Below are 15,832 nucleotides of genomic sequence, written 5' to 3'. Positions count from 1 at the left end.
AATATATAGCAAACATTACATTAACATCAGCATGAATAATAACGATAGCTGTTAAACAATAACGGCAGTTTATAAATATAAAATACGACGTGAAATGTGTGAATTTCAGTTGAACAAGGGCTGAACGCATTACCATTTGGGGTGATTAAAATAGGTCAAATTATGAATATACTCTACAAAAAAATTGGTACCGCATTACTAACTGCATCGCTTTGCTCTATGTCTTTAGGCGCAGCTGCTGAAGCGAAAAAGAAAATTGGTTTTATTGTTAAACAACCCGAAGCAGGCTGGTTCCAAGATGAATGGAAGTTTGCAGAGGTAGCGGCCAAAGAAAAAGGCTTCGAGTTAATTAAAATTGGCGCGCAAGATGGTCAAAAATTGATGTCGGCGTTGGACAACTTAGGCACTCAACAGGCTGATGGGGTGATTGTGTGTGTCCCTAATGTAAAATTAGGTCCAGCCGTTGTTGCTGCTGCCAACAGAAACGGACTCAAGTTAATGTCGGTGGATGACCGACTGATTGATGGCAAAGGTAATCCCATTGAAGATGTGGTTCATATGGGGATTTCTGCTTATAACATCGGACGTGAAGTGGGGGACGCTTTATTGGCCGAAATAGATGCGCGTGGCTGGGACCGCAACGAAGTGGCGGCGATGGCACTCACCTACAAACAGCTACCAACTGCTTACCAACGAACCAAAGGGGCGACTGATGTTTTAAACGAGGCAAACTACCCAGCCGCCAATATGTTTGAAGCACCGCATCGACTCGATAATACCGAACAAGCATTTAATGCCGCGAATAGTTTAATCACCCAGAAAGGCCAATTTAAAAAATGGATTGTCTATGGCATGAATGATCAAGTGGTGATCGGTGGCGTTCGGGCCTTAGAAGGGAACGGAATTGCTTCATCGGACATTATTGGTGTTGGTATTAACGGTACCGAAGAAGCGATTAATGAATTCCGCAAGCCTGTTTCTACCGGATTCTACGGGACCATTATTTTAAGTGCCAAAGCACATGGCTATCAAACCTCGATCAATATGTATAACTGGATCGCCAATGGAGTAGAGCCTGAGAAGTTAATTTATACCTCAGGGTATCTGGCAACCCGAGATAACTATCAACAAGTGCGTAAAAGTTTAGGTTTGTAATTGTACAATGTTCGGGGTGTTTCACCCCGATTTCATCAAGGATTGTGTGAATGAATAACAAACTCGAATTTTGCGATGTATCTAAAAACTTTCCCGGAGTGAAAGCCCTCGACGCCATTAGTTTCTCGATAGGCCATGGCGAAGTTCACGGTCTTATCGGTGCTAACGGCGCTGGCAAAAGTACCTTGATGAAAGTACTTGGGGGAATTTACCCAGCGAGCTCGGGACATGTGGCCATCAACGACCAAAGCGTCAACTTTCGTTCTCCCAGTGAAGCGATTAAAGGCGGTATCGCTATTATTCATCAAGAGCTGCAATTGGTTCCAGAACTGAGTGTTGCAGAGAATATTTTTTTGGGTCGCTTTCCGTCACATCGGGGAAAAATTGATTGGAAAAAGATGAATCAACAGGCCGACATTCAGTTGCAAAGCCTTGGCTTGAGCTTTTCTTCCAAAGATAAAGTGAGTGGGCTATCGATGGGTCAGCAACAAATGGTGGAGATAGCCAAAGCGCTGATATTAAATGCCAATATTATTGCATTAGACGAACCGACCAGCAGTTTGTCGTCGGCCGAAACCAAAGTTCTGTTTAGAGTGATCCGCCAGTTACAAGCCGAAGGTCGGATCCTGATTTATATCTCACACCGAATGGCGGAGATATTCGACTTATGTAGTTCGTGCACCGTGATGAAAGACGGGAAGCATGTGATTTCTTATGACGATTTGAAACAAATTGATCGCAAAACCATTATTGAAAAAATGATCGGCCGTAACTTGGGCGATATGTATAACTATTCCCCAAGAGAACTCGGAGCAATTAATTTTTCGCTGGACAGCATTCATAGCCATCAGTTTCCTCAAAGCGTTGAATTTAATGTTCGTAAAAGTGAAATTCTAGGTTTTTTTGGCTTGGTTGGTTCGGGCCGTACCGAATTGATGAAGTCGATCATTGGCGCGATATCGAGTCAGCAGATCAGTGCTTCATTCAATCATTGTAAGCTGCCGTCGTTAACGCCTAAAAAGGCGATTCAAAAGGGGATCTTGTATTGCTCTGAAGATCGCAAAAAAGAGGGCAATATCACCTTTCGTTCGGTTTGGGAGAACATCACTGTCAGTAGCCGCCGAAACTTCTGGCGGTTCGGTGGGATCCTTAATCTTGCTAAAGAGTTGTCGGAAGCGGAACGCTTTGTAAAACGGCTGGATATTAAAACGCCATCTTTAGAGAAAGAGATCCAATTTTTATCCGGTGGGAACCAGCAAAAAGTGATCCTTGCCCGTTGGTTGGCAGAGCCCAGTATTAATGTATTGATTGTCGATGAGCCAACGCGGGGCATTGATGTCTCGGCAAAGAACCAAATTTATAACGTGTTATACGAATTAGCGAACAAGGGAATATCGATTATTGTGATTTCCAGCGAGTTACCCGAGATTATGGGCATTACTGATCGCTTGTATGTGATGCGAGAAAATCAGATATCGGCCCAATTTAAACGTGAAGAATATCAAGAAGAAAGCATTCTTTCTAAAGCTTTCCCTGAACAGGAGATGAGCGCATGACCGCTTTAAATAAAACGGCCCAGATCGATCTGTCTAGCCCGGCAAAAACCTCGACTTGGTCGTTGATCCGCAGTAGTGAGAACTTCAATATTATTGTGGTGTACATATTGTTGTTTATTGCACTGGCAATATTTGTCCCTTACTTTTTCTCACTGAGGAATATGGTGGGCCTTGGGCTTTCAATTTCACAAATTGGCATGGTGGCCTGTACGATGATGTTCTGCCTCGCATCGAAAGATTTTGATCTATCGGTGGGCTCTCAGGTCGCATTTTATGGCGTATTGGCGGCACTCATTGTGAATGCCAGCGATAGCTTTATCTTGGGGATCTTTGGTGCGCTTGTCGCGGGTATTTTCATCGGTCTCATGAATGGTATTTTTGTGACCAAAGTTCGGGTGAATGCGCTTATCGCAACCTTAGCGATGATGGAAATTGTCCGCGGCGGCGCTTATATTATCTCCGGTGGGAATGCGGTAGGCGTGGTTAACATGAACTTCTTTATGTTAGGCCAGTCGACGGTTCTGGGAGTACCAACGCCAATTGTGATCACTATATTGTGCTTTATTGTATTTGGCTTCTTGCTGAAAAATACCGCTTATGGGCGAAATGCTTTAGCAGTGGGTGGGAATGCTGATGCGGCAAAACTCGCCGGGGTGGATGTTGATAAAGTTCGAATTGCCAATTTTGCGATACAAGGGGCAATTTGTGCCATTGCAGGTGTCATACTGGCGTCGCGTATTACCAGTGGCCAACCCAACGCATCCTTAGGTTTTGAGCTGAGTGTGATATCGGCTTGCGTGCTGGGCGGTGTATCGCTAAACGGCGGGAAGGCCAGTATTGTTGGGGTTGCGGTCGGGGTACTTATTATGGGAACGGTGGAAAATGCACTGAACCTGCTTAATATTGACTCGTTTTACCAATACTTAGTACGCGGTGGTATTTTGTTGCTTGCAGTTGGCGCAGACCAATATCGTCAACGATTAGCCGAAAGAGGGTAACTTATTTAGTGGATGAGCAAGGAGTCTAAAATGCTGAAAGGCATGAATAATCAGTCGGTGAGAACTTATAACGCAAAGTTGATTATTAGGCTCCTTTTTCAGTACCAACAATTAAGTAAGTCACGCCTGTCTCGCTTACTTGAATTGAGTATACCTGCCATTAGTAAAATTTTACTGTTTTTGGAAGACAAGGGCTGGGTAGAGCATGTACATACCGAGCATATCGGAAGAGGTAACTCTAGCGGTGTGTATCAAATATCTCACAAATCCAGTCCAATCATTTGTATACACATCACGCCCAGTAAAATATCCGCGTTAGTGGTTAATGGTAAAATGGAGTTGCTACTTGAGCTGCGTGAGTGGTATATAGCGCCAGCCATTCCCGAAGAGTTGGTGCAGTTGGTGATTAAGGCATATCGGCAGTGCGCTAACGCGGCTGCGGTTGGTAAATTAAAAATTGCCTTGGCTCTGCATGGTCAGGTAGATGTCCATGCTGGTACTTCAATGTTTATGCCCCAAGCACCTTGGGATAGTCCTATTGATTTTAAGTATATTCTCGAAGCTGAATTAGAGACTCAAGTGGCGGTTGATAACGACTGTGTAATGCTGGCTCTGGCGGAGAAGTGGACCAATCCCGAGCATGTTCGTGATTTTTGCGTGATTAATGTCGATTATGGGATTGGCTCTTCATTTTTGATTGATGATCAAATATTTAGAGGGCCACTTTATGGCAGCGGACAGATCGGCCATTCAATCATTGATCAAGATGGTCGAAAATGTGGCTGCGGTCGCTATGGATGTCTGGAAACCATATCGTCAACTAAAGCCATGTTGGCAGATATTAGAAAACAAATAAAAAACCGATTTTCTGACGAGTTGTACCAGTTCGATGAGCTGGAATTTGAGCAAGCGGTTCAACGGTATTTTGAAAACGATCCGCTGGTTCGTCGCGTCTGTAATAAAGCGGCAAGCACATTGGGGATCAGTATTTATAATTTTTTGGTCACGATGAGTGTGAATGATATCGTTATTTATGGCGAAGCCAGAAAATTAGGCGAGCAGTGGTTAGCTCTGGTTAAGGACCAAGCTCATTTCAATCCTTTTGAAGACAATGTAGCCTCGGTTAAAGAACAAAAAGCCAGTATTCGATTTGGAGATTTGAGTGATACAGAGTTACTCAAGGGAATTGGATACTTGTTTATCGAAAAAATATTGGAAGACTTTTAGTGACTTGATACATCTCATCTTTACGATAAAACACACCAACCGTAAGGCTTAAAAATAGCCCCAAAAGCTCAACATTACCGCCCCTAGAGTGGCAATACCTTGATGGTCATTTTAACCTCCTGGCAGGCTTTGGGCTCTATTTCGGGCATTATGATCTGATGGTGAGCATCGATGGGGTAAGCCTGTGGCTCGATACAGATATAGCCATCGCTTATTGAAGGTTGATACAGCGTTATATAGTGGGTGTTATAGGTAATCACGATACGATAACCGAGATCCGGACGAAACAGGGTTGTTGCCGGGGCTGAGACTCTATAACAGTGATTCAACCATCCTTTCAACAACGCTTTTTTTGTTCTGAAATCATATTGAGTTGCGACACGTTCTTGGTAAGCCATGGGGAGGTGATGCTCACCCTCAGGCCAATATCCTTGATGCAACAAACACAGTTCAGTTTTATCATTAGCGGAGAAAAATGGGTGAAGACCGATATTAAATGGGAACGCATTTGCAGATTGATTTGTCACCCGAAGCGTCACCGCTAAGGATGACTCGGATAATTGATAGCTAAGCATCGCTAAATAATCAATTTGCGGGCTAATATGCGACTCTAAAACTAATTGAATGGTGCTTTTATTTTTGTTGAGGACGCGCCATGGTTTCTTCCAGGCATCTCCATGTAAAAAAAACAGCTCGTCCCACTCGACATTTGGTAAGGATAGGTTTTGTCCATGCCAGGGAATTGTATTGCCAGTGACTCGGTTAGCAATTGGAGCCATTGGAAATAACCCCCCGCAACCTGCCCCCTCGAGAGCCGGCATCAGGATGTGTTGCTTATTCACCAGAAAGCGATGAGCATAGCCTCCTCTGGAATCGATGCTGAGTGTGCAATTGGCGTAGTTGATGTCTTGGAGCATGTGGGCGCAGCAATGTGGGTCGTTAGCTGACTATATCTCGATATTAAAAGCCAATCTGGTTTTGAAGTCCCAGTTATTAGTTAACGTAGTTTATAAGCATAATCGTGGAACAAAGCCCAAACGTTTTGCTTCAGACGCTTGGGCTTTTACTAAGTTATGTATCTTGCCATTAGAGCCATTCATTACTGCTCTTCATGCCGGGTTATTAGCAGATTTATTTTGTGCAATAAGTTGATCATATAATGAATCAGATCGGTATTACTTACTTTCTCTGCCGGATGGCGATTTGGCTGAGTTGATCGATTAGCTGACTTTCTTCTTCGATTAAAGTAATGCTTTGCTGAGCATCTTGCGCCTGCTGGATATCTCGTTCGGCGCTTAAGGCCGCGTTTTGCGAGTTATCTGAAAGCGTTGTAAGTTCGTTGCTAAAAGATTGAGAACCAAGCTCTATATCACTTAAAACGGTGTCGATACTGTCTATTCCATGGGTGATATGGTTAATCGACTGGGTCACTTCTTTAATCGTCTCGCCAGTTTCATGAACGCTGGTTTGGGTACGTTTGGATAATTGACGTACTTCATCGGCCACTACCGCAAATCCACGGCCTGCTTCTCCGGCACGTGCCGCTTCGATGGCTGCATTTAGTGCCAGTAGGTTAGTTTGATCGGCAATGCCGCTGATTGATTGAATAATGTTAACGATTTTATCGGCGTTATTTTTAAGGGTGCTTACACCTTCCATCAATTCTTGGCGTTGGCTCTGTTGCTGATCGATTTTATGAATAAACGCAGCAAATTGTTCGCCTAAAGTTCGCAGCTGTTGGGCGGAGTCTGCAGTTTGGCTCGAGCCCTGCTGCAGTTGTGCGGTTGCCGATTGTAATAAAGGGTGAATTTTACTCATGTGCTGAATTACATCGGCTTGCAAAGTATTTATCTTCTGGGTACTCACCAATTTCGAGCGTAAGTAATAATTGTTAAAAGACGCTAAATAAAAGGGGTAATTGTCAGCATATTCGTCACTAAACTGGCTATGGTCATCTACTTTGAAGAAAGCAACGGCGGTAATGGTTTGATTTTGGTGTAAGCCTAAAAACTCACCAAAAGTGGAAAATCCCGATAGGCAGATCCCATCAAAACTATTGGCTTGATTTAGACTGGAGTCATTGTTGAGCCGTCGTAAAATACAGTCGTTGGCGATCATCGCCAGCGGCTTGTTAGGTTTACCCCGCATAAATTGCTGATAGTCACGCTGAGTCGATTGGTTAAAGTCTTTTGCTTTGACCAATAATAAACGGTCGCCAAAACTAAAGTCACTAAAGAAACGAATGCTACCGTCCGCGTTGATTGCCGCAACCGAGCGAATAAATAATTCTTTGTTGATCTGAATACCAAAGGAGTGTTTATTGAGTTGCTGCTCTACTTGCTCTGCGCTGCAATGAAAATGCTCACTTAGGCAATCGACCGGACTGCGGAGTTGCATCTTGTCGTCTAACACCGAATGTAATACGCGAGTAAAGGGGTCGAATTCGGCCACGTCGAAGCCATGACCCGTGGCTTCAAAGTTGTGACTCTTCATGATGCCGTAACGATAAGCGGGGGCAACTTTACAAAAACCAACAAGCGCTTGCCCGCTGAGTACCTGGCCATCTAAACCGACTTCGGCTTGTTTGAAGTCCAGTTTTCCGCCAGCGCTGCCACCAATGAAGTAACAGGGGAAACGTTGGCTGCGATAAAGGGCTTGGGTGAAAAAGTCTTCGCTGCCAGCTAAGCCATCAAAATAGGTGAGGGCAAGGGTGTCTCGACTTTCCACTTGAAAGGGTAACTGAATCGCTTTCAGTTCGCCGAGGATATGCTTAATTCGACGTTCGGCACTATCATCGGTGGCATGCGCACTTGTGGCCTTGAGTGTAATACGGTGGATCGATACATCGCTTAATATTTTACGTGAGAATGCATGCAATACCATCCCATCCCAAGTTTGCGGGGTCTCGTGATACAGTTTTGTGCGTCCACCGCCTAACTCACCGGCTGTCATCACCGCAATCATATGATCGGCAAAAGGCAGTGCTGTTTTCAGCTGTCGGTTCACTTCTGCAAAATTGCAGTGGGGTGATACAAAAGCGAGTACCAATGCAGTGCCTCCCTCTAACTCAAAATCTTTCAATTCTGCGAGTTTGAGTTGCTGACTGTTTATGGCGCGGGTGATGCTCACCGATACCTCGGTTTGCTCTTGTTTAGCGAAAATCCTTTTTCTAAAAAACATATCCATTGACTCCAAAAGTGAGCGCGCGATTGGCTTACATTTAGCTCGCGCGCTTTAATCCGATTATTTTATGCTTTATATAGTAAGACAAAAGCGATAGAGCTTAATTGATCAATATAGTCGTTCTTAGGGGATAAGCTTGAGGAAATACTAATCGTTAATGTCAATCATTAAAATTTGACAGTGAGGTTTAGGCGTTTGCAGAGTGCCGTGCCACGATGAATACTGGTGAAGCATTTTAAGGTGCCGCGTTGAGCAATGGAGACCTTCGGTGGTGTTTGTTCAAAGGTAGTTGCGAGGTATTTACGTTGAGTGCTAAGCTGCTGCGTGAATATCACCGCGAAGTTAAAGCCCCAGCTGGCGCTGCGCTCAATTCGTCTTCTGTCGTACGCTGCTAAGAAGGCAAATTCATCAGCCCCTGCCATGAAAGAGTCGTTATGCTAAAAATAAAGAAAGGCTTACGAGCCGTGGCAATGTTAGAAGCCTGCAAGGGGAGCTTGTCGTTCATTGTGGCTTTAGGACTATTTCAACTGGCGGGCGAGAATTTACAGCAGGTCTTATTAAGGCTGTTAGAACATCTGCATTTTAACCCTGCAAGTCACTTCGCGAGTATTTTATTACATGACGCAAGTTTAGTGACTGAACAAAACTTGCATCTGGTTTTAATTGGCTCGCTGGTCTATACCATGGTTCGATTTATCGAAGCCTATGGTTTATGGCATGGCTTTGTGTGGACCGAATGGTTCGCTTTACTAAGTGGCGCGATTTACCTTCCCTTTGAAATCTATGAGCTGCTGACCCAACAGAACCTTTTAAGTGTGGTGGTGCTACTGCTTAACTTAGCCATTGTTCTCTATATGTATCAGGTGTTGCAGCATAGTCGCAATCGCCAGTTTGATGAATAAGAGTCGGTGCCAGCAAAGCGCTGACACCATGGGCGTGTTTAGGGCTGAGTCGATGAAAGTACGGTTTTTGGCTGCGAGGCTAGTTTCGCCGCGCGTCGCTTGCCTTTGTTATACAGGCTCTTGTAGCTAAAAGCACAGATGAACACGAGCGCTTGAAACAAGACGATACAGGCGCTAGTTGAACCATCAATATGGTAGCTAATTATGACTCCCATAAAAGTCGAACAGCTCGCAACCAGACAAGCGATGATTAGCATTTGTTCAAAGCGTTTGCTAAGAATTAATGCAATCACCCCGGGTCCAACCAACATCGCAACCACCAATACAATGCCAACCACTTGAATGGCTGCCACCGTGGTCATCGCCATAAGAACCAACAATAAGTAATAAAGAAAGTTAGTATTTAAGCCGACTACCCGAGCATGACTTTTGTCAAAACAATATAGTTTTAAATCTTTACGGAACCAGAGTGTACACAGCAATACCACTGAACAAATGGTGATGGTTTGTAGCATCAGGTTTTTTGATATGCCTAAGATATTGCCAAATAATACATGCATCAGGTGTTGGTCTGTTTCTACTTGGGTAAATAGGACTAAGCCAAGGGCAAACATACTGGAGAAGACCACTCCCATCACAGTATCTTCTTTGATTCGACTGCGTTGTTTTATATAACCAGTTAATAGGGCGCAACTAAAGCCAGAGATGAATGCGCCGATTAAAAGTGGAATGCTTAAGCAATAGGCTATCACTACGCCGGGGAGTACTGCGTGAGATATTGCATCTCCCATTAACGCCCAGCCCTTCAGAACTAAGAAACAGGAAAGCAAAGCACAAACCAGGCTGACGACCAGCCCGGTGAATAAGGCGTGTTGCATGAATTGATATTGCAGTGGCTCTATCAGCATATTAAGCATGTTTAATTCCTGACCGTAATTTGTTTAGCGACCGAGCTTGTCGGTGATGGCTATTGAGCAGTCCGTACTTGGGGGCGAACAATAACGCTGTGGCAAAAATGCTCACTTGACTCAACACGATTAAGCCGCCGGTGGAGGTATCCCAAAAATAACTGAGGTACACGCCAAGTAAACTGGTCACTAGGCCAAACAACGTAGAAATAATCAGCATTACTCCAAATCTATCGCTCAAGAGATAGGCGGAGGCGCCAGGGATGATCACCATGGCGATCACCAGTAGCGCGCCAACAGCCTGTAAAGAGGCAACGGTGCAAGCACTTAACAGAACAAAAAATAGCAGTTTGAATCCACGGGCAGATATACCGGTGGTGGCCGCTTGGTTTTCATCAAAAAAAACTAATAATAAGGGTTTCCAAAACAAGCCGATAATGACAAAGGTTGAGACGGAAATAATGAGTATTTGCAGTAGCTCGCTCTGGGTAATCATTAAGATGTTGCCAAAGATCACCGCTTGAATATTAATTGAGGTTGGATTTAGCGAAATAATTAACAAGCCTAAGGCGAAGAAACTGGTGAACACTAAACCAATAATGGCGTCTTCTTTTAGATGGGAAAGCTGTTTAATGATCGCCATACTGCCAGCGGCTAAGAAACCAGCAAAAAATGCGCCCACAGCAAGCGGCAGGTGAAGAGTGTAAGCCACCGCAACACCCGGCACGACAGAGTGGGATAGGGCATCACCAATTAGCGACCAGCCCTTCAGCACCAAGTAAGTGGATAAAAATGCGCAGACTGAGCCCACTAATGCACCTGCGAGTAGTGCATTATTCATATATTGATAACTGAAAGGTTCCAACAAATACTCAATCATAATCTTGCCTGCTGGTTTCTGTTAACAGTTGGCTGTGTTCGGTTTTACTCCCATAAAATACCGCTGGTTTTTCATGGTCAGAAATAATCGTCACGGTACGTTGGTCGTCGTCCTTATGCAGGTCTGAACCAGAAATACCCATCTGTTTGAGCACGCCACCGAAGGTTGCAGCAAGGTTTTGTTGGGTAAAGGTAGTTTCTACCGTACCCGTTGCGACCACACTGCGATTGATCAATATCACATCATTACAATAGTCGGCCACGTTACCTAAGTTATGGGTCGACACGAGAATCAAATAGCCTTGCTTTTTTAGAGACTTAAGTAAATCCATAATCGCATTTTCGGTATTGAAATCGACGCCGGTAAATGGTTCATCAAGCAGCATGATGCGGCTTTGCTGGCTCAATGCCCGAGCTAAAAACACGCGTTTCTTTTGGCCGCCTGACAACTCGCCGATCTGTCGGTTGGCTAATTCGGTAATGCCCATTCGCTGCATCGCTTGGTCGACAATTGCATGGTCTTTTTTTGTGGGTCGTTTTAACCAGCCCATATACCCATAGCGCCCTTGCATCACCACATCTTTAACCAAAATTGGAAAATCCCAATCAATGTCTTCGGATTGTGGCACATAGGAGACCAAGTTACTTTTTAAGGCTTGTTGAGTGGACATACCGGATAAAAGTATTTTGCCGCTGGTTAATTTGACCAAGCCCATCATGCTTTTAAATAGTGTGGACTTACCGCCACCATTCACTCCAACTAAGGCACATATGGTTCCCCCAGATAAATCAAAGCTCACATCTTGGATTGCGGTAAAACCATTATTGTAAATGACGCTGACCTCTTGGGCCTGAATGCTGACAGCTTTACTCATAAATCAAACCCCCGTTTAATGGTGCTGGTGGTCACGCGTAATAAATCGATATAATTTGGAACCGGGCCGCCTTTTTCAGACAGTGAATCCACATAAAGTACTCCGCCGTAGTGGATCCCGGTTTCGCGGGCCACTTGCTTGGCTGCTCGGTCCGAAATCGTACTTTCGCTAAATATCACCGGGATGTGGTGTTGCCTAATGGTTTCGATTAATCGTTTCACTTGTTTGGGAGTTCCCTGTCTATCGGCGTTGATTGGCCATAAATAGGTTTCGTTGAACGCTAAATCTCTTGCTAGGTAGCTAAACGCGCCTTCGCTGGTGGCTAACCATTTTTGGCTTACCGGAAGAGTTGTAAAACTCTGTTTGATTGTTTGTTCTAGCTGGCTGATCTGTAGGGCGTAATTCTTAGCGTTACGGTTATAACTGGCGGCATTTTTGGGATCATATTTCACCAAGGCTTTGCGGATATTTTCAATGTATATCAATGCATTTTGGGTAGACATCCATGCGTGTGGATTGGGCTTACCTTGATAGGGACCTGCATAAATAGAGATCGGTTCAATCCCCTCTGTAACCACCACTGACGGCTTTGTAGGCATGTTACTAAAAAATTGTTTAAACCAACGCTCAAGGTTTAAGCCATTCCACAAAATAAGATCGGCCGCTTGTGCTTTAACTATGTCTTTGGGTGTTGGTTGATAATCGTGAATTTCTGCGCCCGCTTTGGTTATCGATAGCACATCTGCATTTGTTCCGGCGACGTTCTGAGCAATGTCTTGAATAATGGTGAAAGTGGTGACAACTTTGAACTTAGCGTGTGCGGTGTAAGGAACACCAATTGCAAACAACAAAATTGAACTCGTGAGCCAAAACCGAAGTGCCATGACTGTTTCCTTTTAGGTAAATAACCACACCACTATAGATGATAATGATTATCATTTGCAAATTGGTTTTGGATTAATCATGCTCAAGGCTGGCTTATTTTAAGCGATTATTTTTGCAGGAAGTGGGGAGTGCTTGGGACTAGGTTCAGTATTAATCATGTTTTTATTAATTAAAACTTTATTTGATTCAAATTAAACTTGTGGCGCTTAGTTATCCCTTTGCGCTGAGCAATCGGTAGAATGCACGGCTTTGATCCTGACGAGTCGTGTAAAGTTTGTGCTTATGAAATCTCAGTTTGAATTGTTGGCTCCTGGAGGAGATCTTGGCTCGGTAAAGGCTGCTATCGCAGCTGGGGCCGATGCGGTTTATTTAGGCTTGGAGAAGTTCAATGCTCGGAGTCGAGCAAGCAACATCTCACTGGATCAGCTTGATGATCTGTGCATTTTGGCACATCAGCAAAATTGTAAAATTTTTGTCGCACTAAATATTATTTTATTAGAGAGCGAACTGCCTACGATGACTCGCTTACTCAATCGTTTGGTGAACATCGCGATTGACGGCATTATCGCGCAAGACTTGGGCTTGTTGCATATGGTTAAGCAACATTTTCCCAGCCTGGACGCGCATGCTTCAACCCAACTAAATACCCATAACATTGGGCAAATTAGTTTGTTGAACAAACTTGGGGTGAGTCGTGTAAATCTTGCTCGAGAACTCAATATTGAAGAAATTAAATTATTGGCAGACTACGGACATCAACACAATGTACTGATGGAAGTATTTGTACATGGTTCCTATTGCATTGGCTTTTCCGGACTATGTTACATCAGTTCGGTACGTAACGGTTGTTCTGGAAATCGCGGCCGCTGTAGTCAGCCTTGTCGCGATCAATACCAAACTACCCAAATGGGCAAAGACTTTCCGTTAAACCTAAAAGATAATTCTGCTTTTCATGATCTTCAGGCTTTGGCCGATGCTGGTGTTTATTCCTTAAAAGTGGAAGGGCGCATGAAACAAGCGCATTACGTATACACAGTCGTTGGACAATGGCGCCAGCAGTTAGACCGCTACTATCAGAGTCAGCCGCTGTTAAGCGACAGCACGCCTTTGTATAAGGTGTTTAATCGTGATTTTAGTAACGGTTATTTAAAGGGCAAGCTTAGCCAACAGATGTATATTGATAACTCTCGGAATCATGCACTACAACATTTTTCTCAGCAACAATCTGCACTGAGCGAGTCGGCACGGCAAGTGTTAAAACAGTCGCTATATGATGATAATACCGCGCTCATTGCAAACATGCAGCAGGTGATTGACCGCTTAAGCATCAGCCAAATCCCGGTAAAAATTAAGCTGATCGCTAAGCTTGCTCAACCACTGAAATTAATCGCTCACAGCGGCTCGCAACAATTTATTCTCTGCAGCGAAGAAAATTTGCAGACAGCTAACTCACAGGGTTTGTCGACCCAACGACTGCAAGATTTATTTACTATCAACAATCGGGGCTATTGCCTAGCAGCGCTTGATGTGAGCGAAGTTTCCCCTGGGTTGGCTATTTCGGTCAAATCGTTATTTGCGCTCAAGCAACAGTTTGATCAATTGGTACTTCGGCAGCCGCCAAAGGTAAAAGCGCTTGATCCATCTGCATTGAATTGTTCCGTTGTGGCAAGCGCCGACAAACCAATAACTGTGCCTCGACTTGCGGTTTTGGTTGATGATCATAATGATCTTGAGTTGGCTGAAATAGAAGAGGTAGATTTATATTGGCACTTACCAAATGCCTTCGCTGATTCTCTTGATGACAGCATTGCATTATTCCAAGCTAAACCAAGGCTTAAGGCCTGGTTTCCTGCAATCTTAATCGGTGAGCATTACCAAGCTGCGGGGGAGTTTTTAAGGGTGGTTCAACCGAAACTGTTGGTGACCAACAATAGTGGGATCGGCGCTTTGGCACAACAATTAGGGCTCAACTGGATTGCCGGGCCACAGTTGAATACAGCAAATTCATGGGCGATGCAGGCCCTTCAACAGCAGGGGGGCTGCGATGGCGCTTTTGTGAGTAACGAACTTAATGCCGGACAAATGCGCCAATTAAAAGCACCGCAAGGCTTTCGTTGCTTTTACAGCATTTACCATCCAATCAAGATGTTGACCAGCCGTCAGTGTTTATTTCAGCAAGTGGTTGGTTGTAAGAAAACTCAAGTTGATCATAAGTGTTTACGTAAGTGCGTAAAAACAAGCTCGATTATTAATTTGAAAGACGCTGAATATGTGATTAGTAAAAAGGCTGGTGAGCATAATAGTTTGTATAGTCAGCAACATTTCTTAAACAGTGAGATCTTAACAAAATTGCCTGGTATATTTAGCGACGTCTTGGTCGATCTTAGAGATGTGAAAAATCAGACAAGGATAGCGGCGCACCTCACCAAGCAAGCTTTAATCGCCGAGTTTGTCAGTTTACTAAATGCCGAGCCAAACGCAGAGCAAACATTACATAGCCATATAAGCCCGACTCAAATTAAGCAGTACTACAAGGGTTTATAGCTTGATTATCGCAACTGGAAGTACAGATTAGGCCGTTAGCGTGGCATTTTGTAAGCCAAAGCTTTAGAATTGGCGGTTTCGTGGCATCGCCACAACCCATAAATTGAGGAATCATTGATGACTATCGCAAAAGACGATGTTGCCATAATCGAATACACGGTACATGCAAACGGTGAGCAATTAGACACCTCTGAAGGTAAAGAACCACTGGCAGTGATTGTTGGTCAAGGTCAACTCGTACCAGGTCTAGAAAACGCGCTACTTGGTAAAAAAGTTGGCGATAAGTTTGACGCAGAGATCGCTGCCGCAGACGGTTATGGTGAGCGTAATGATAACCTTGTGCAAGCCGTGCCTAAATCAATGTTCGGCGAAGTTGAAGTGGAAGTTGGCATGCAGTTCCGAGCTACGACCGATGAAGGTGAGCAATCGGTGATTATTATTGGTATCGAAGATGATGAAGTCATTGTTGATGGTAACCATCCTTTATCTGGTATTGATTTAGCGTTTAGTATCGAAGTGGTTGAAACGCGCAAGGCCACCGAAGAAGAACTGGCCCATGGGCACGTTCATGCGGCTGGCGGTTGTGGTCACCACCACTAAGGCGAACGCGGCTTAAAGTGTCGCGCAAGCTGGTGGCTCCACAATAACCAGCTTGTTGCGAGGCGTGCCTCGCGAGCGCTAGTATTTATCGTCGTAACATCACTATTCACCCCGCAAATA

General features: G+C 44.3%; 14 protein-coding genes. 7 read left to right on the top strand and 7 right to left on the bottom strand.

All coding sequences use genetic code 11. The features are described 5' to 3' along the window. Positions 1-162 precede the first annotated feature (162 nt). Genes ACRRSW_RS12025 through ACRRSW_RS12010 form a run of 4 tightly spaced genes read left to right on the top strand, consistent with a single transcriptional unit; the run spans position 163 to position 4,936 of the window. The gene (locus ACRRSW_RS12025) at positions 163-1,155 is read left to right on the top strand and encodes an arabinose ABC transporter substrate-binding protein (RefSeq protein ID WP_432453000.1); all 993 of its coding nucleotides are present in this window, start codon (positions 163-165) and stop codon (positions 1,153-1,155) included. A gap of 50 nt (positions 1,156-1,205) precedes the next feature. After that, a complete protein-coding gene (locus ACRRSW_RS12020) occupies positions 1,206-2,711 on the top strand; it encodes an ATP-binding cassette domain-containing protein (RefSeq protein WP_432459456.1) in 1,506 nt (501 codons plus the stop codon). Further along, positions 2,708-3,709, top strand: a complete 1,002-nt coding sequence (araH, locus tag ACRRSW_RS12015) for an L-arabinose ABC transporter permease AraH (RefSeq protein WP_432453002.1) — start codon at positions 2,708-2,710, stop codon at positions 3,707-3,709. The genes ACRRSW_RS12020 and araH overlap by 4 nt, the downstream gene beginning before the upstream one ends. A gap of 30 nt (positions 3,710-3,739) precedes the next feature. Continuing rightward, positions 3,740-4,936, top strand: coding sequence for an ROK family protein (locus ACRRSW_RS12010; protein ID WP_432459455.1), 1,197 nt, complete (start codon positions 3,740-3,742; stop codon positions 4,934-4,936). 83 nt (positions 4,937-5,019) lie between these two features. Here the strand turns inward: ACRRSW_RS12010 and ACRRSW_RS12005 are convergent, their stop codons facing one another. The 3 genes from ACRRSW_RS12005 to ACRRSW_RS11995 all read right to left on the bottom strand — a co-directional run bounded on the left by ACRRSW_RS12005 (position 5,020) and on the right by ACRRSW_RS11995 (position 8,541). Next, positions 5,020-5,853 (bottom strand): hypothetical protein, encoded by an 834-nt coding sequence (locus ACRRSW_RS12005; protein ID WP_432459454.1) that lies wholly within the window; start codon positions 5,851-5,853, stop codon positions 5,020-5,022. 262 nt (positions 5,854-6,115) lie between these two features. Further along, entirely contained in the window at positions 6,116-8,116 is a 2,001-nt protein-coding gene (locus tag ACRRSW_RS12000; RefSeq protein WP_432459453.1) for a methyl-accepting chemotaxis protein, read from the bottom strand. A 170-nt stretch (positions 8,117-8,286) separates the two neighbouring features. Beyond that, on the bottom strand, positions 8,287-8,541 hold the full coding sequence (locus ACRRSW_RS11995; RefSeq protein ID WP_432459452.1) for a hypothetical protein: 255 nt from the start codon (positions 8,539-8,541) through the stop codon (positions 8,287-8,289). Positions 8,542-8,553: 12 nt separating this feature from the next. Here ACRRSW_RS11995 and ACRRSW_RS11990 point away from each other — a divergent pair, with 12 nt between their 5' ends. Further along, a complete protein-coding gene (locus ACRRSW_RS11990) occupies positions 8,554-9,021 on the top strand; it encodes a DUF2127 domain-containing protein (protein ID WP_432459451.1) in 468 nt (155 codons plus the stop codon). 38 nt (positions 9,022-9,059) lie between these two features. Here the strand turns inward: ACRRSW_RS11990 and ACRRSW_RS11985 are convergent, their stop codons facing one another. The 4 genes from ACRRSW_RS11985 to ACRRSW_RS11970 are packed head-to-tail and all read right to left on the bottom strand — an operon-like array spanning position 9,060 to position 12,567. After that, complete coding sequence (locus ACRRSW_RS11985; RefSeq protein WP_432459450.1) at positions 9,060-9,938, bottom strand: metal ABC transporter permease; 879 nt, start codon at positions 9,936-9,938, stop codon at positions 9,060-9,062. Continuing rightward, positions 9,931-10,809: a metal ABC transporter permease gene (locus ACRRSW_RS11980; RefSeq protein WP_432459449.1), complete on the bottom strand. Its 879-nt coding sequence runs from the start codon at positions 10,807-10,809 to the stop codon at positions 9,931-9,933. The genes ACRRSW_RS11985 and ACRRSW_RS11980 overlap by 8 nt, the downstream gene beginning before the upstream one ends. Further along, a complete protein-coding gene (locus tag ACRRSW_RS11975) occupies positions 10,802-11,683 on the bottom strand; it encodes a metal ABC transporter ATP-binding protein (protein ID WP_432459448.1) in 882 nt (293 codons plus the stop codon). The genes ACRRSW_RS11980 and ACRRSW_RS11975 overlap by 8 nt, the downstream gene beginning before the upstream one ends. After that, a complete protein-coding gene (locus tag ACRRSW_RS11970) occupies positions 11,680-12,567 on the bottom strand; it encodes a metal ABC transporter substrate-binding protein (protein ID WP_432459447.1) in 888 nt (295 codons plus the stop codon). The genes ACRRSW_RS11975 and ACRRSW_RS11970 overlap by 4 nt, the downstream gene beginning before the upstream one ends. A gap of 283 nt (positions 12,568-12,850) precedes the next feature. Between ACRRSW_RS11970 and ACRRSW_RS11965 the strand changes: the two genes are divergently transcribed. Then, a complete protein-coding gene (locus ACRRSW_RS11965; protein WP_432459446.1) occupies positions 12,851-15,112 on the top strand; it encodes a peptidase U32 family protein in 2,262 nt (753 codons plus the stop codon). A 117-nt stretch (positions 15,113-15,229) separates the two neighbouring features. Beyond that, entirely contained in the window at positions 15,230-15,712 is a 483-nt protein-coding gene (locus ACRRSW_RS11960) for an FKBP-type peptidyl-prolyl cis-trans isomerase (RefSeq protein ID WP_432453012.1), read from the top strand. Positions 15,713-15,832: the final 120 nt, after the last annotated feature.

Source organism: Agarivorans sp. QJM3NY_25, assembly GCF_050870875.2.
Lineage (GTDB): Bacteria > Pseudomonadota > Gammaproteobacteria > Enterobacterales > Celerinatantimonadaceae > Agarivorans.
The sequence above is the reverse complement of the archived record's forward strand: the minus strand, read 5'-3'. Positions and strand labels throughout refer to the sequence as shown.

Excerpts from the sequence above, each read along its gene's own strand:
- ACRRSW_RS11970 (WP_432459447.1), bottom strand. The coding sequence starts at position 12,567 with ATGGCACTTCGGTTTTGGCTCACGAGTTCAATTTTGTTGTTTGCAATT.
- ACRRSW_RS11990 (WP_432459451.1), top strand. The coding sequence starts at position 8,554 with ATGCTAAAAATAAAGAAAGGCTTACGAGCCGTGGCAATGTTAGAAGCC.
- ACRRSW_RS11980 (WP_432459449.1), bottom strand. The coding sequence starts at position 10,809 with ATGATTGAGTATTTGTTGGAACCTTTCAGTTATCAATATATGAATAAT.
- ACRRSW_RS11985 (WP_432459450.1), bottom strand. The coding sequence starts at position 9,938 with ATGCTTAATATGCTGATAGAGCCACTGCAATATCAATTCATGCAACAC.
- ACRRSW_RS12020 (WP_432459456.1), top strand. The coding sequence starts at position 1,206 with ATGAATAACAAACTCGAATTTTGCGATGTATCTAAAAACTTTCCCGGA.
- ACRRSW_RS12000 (WP_432459453.1), bottom strand. The coding sequence starts at position 8,116 with ATGTTTTTTAGAAAAAGGATTTTCGCTAAACAAGAGCAAACCGAGGTA.
- ACRRSW_RS11995 (WP_432459452.1), bottom strand. The coding sequence starts at position 8,541 with ATGGCAGGGGCTGATGAATTTGCCTTCTTAGCAGCGTACGACAGAAGA.
- ACRRSW_RS11965 (WP_432459446.1), top strand. The coding sequence starts at position 12,851 with ATGAAATCTCAGTTTGAATTGTTGGCTCCTGGAGGAGATCTTGGCTCG.
- araH (WP_432453002.1), top strand. The coding sequence starts at position 2,708 with ATGACCGCTTTAAATAAAACGGCCCAGATCGATCTGTCTAGCCCGGCA.
- ACRRSW_RS11975 (WP_432459448.1), bottom strand. The coding sequence starts at position 11,683 with ATGAGTAAAGCTGTCAGCATTCAGGCCCAAGAGGTCAGCGTCATTTAC.
- ACRRSW_RS11960 (WP_432453012.1), top strand. The coding sequence starts at position 15,230 with ATGACTATCGCAAAAGACGATGTTGCCATAATCGAATACACGGTACAT.
- ACRRSW_RS12010 (WP_432459455.1), top strand. The coding sequence starts at position 3,740 with ATGCTGAAAGGCATGAATAATCAGTCGGTGAGAACTTATAACGCAAAG.
- ACRRSW_RS12005 (WP_432459454.1), bottom strand. The coding sequence starts at position 5,853 with ATGCTCCAAGACATCAACTACGCCAATTGCACACTCAGCATCGATTCC.
- ACRRSW_RS12025 (WP_432453000.1), top strand. The coding sequence starts at position 163 with ATGAATATACTCTACAAAAAAATTGGTACCGCATTACTAACTGCATCG.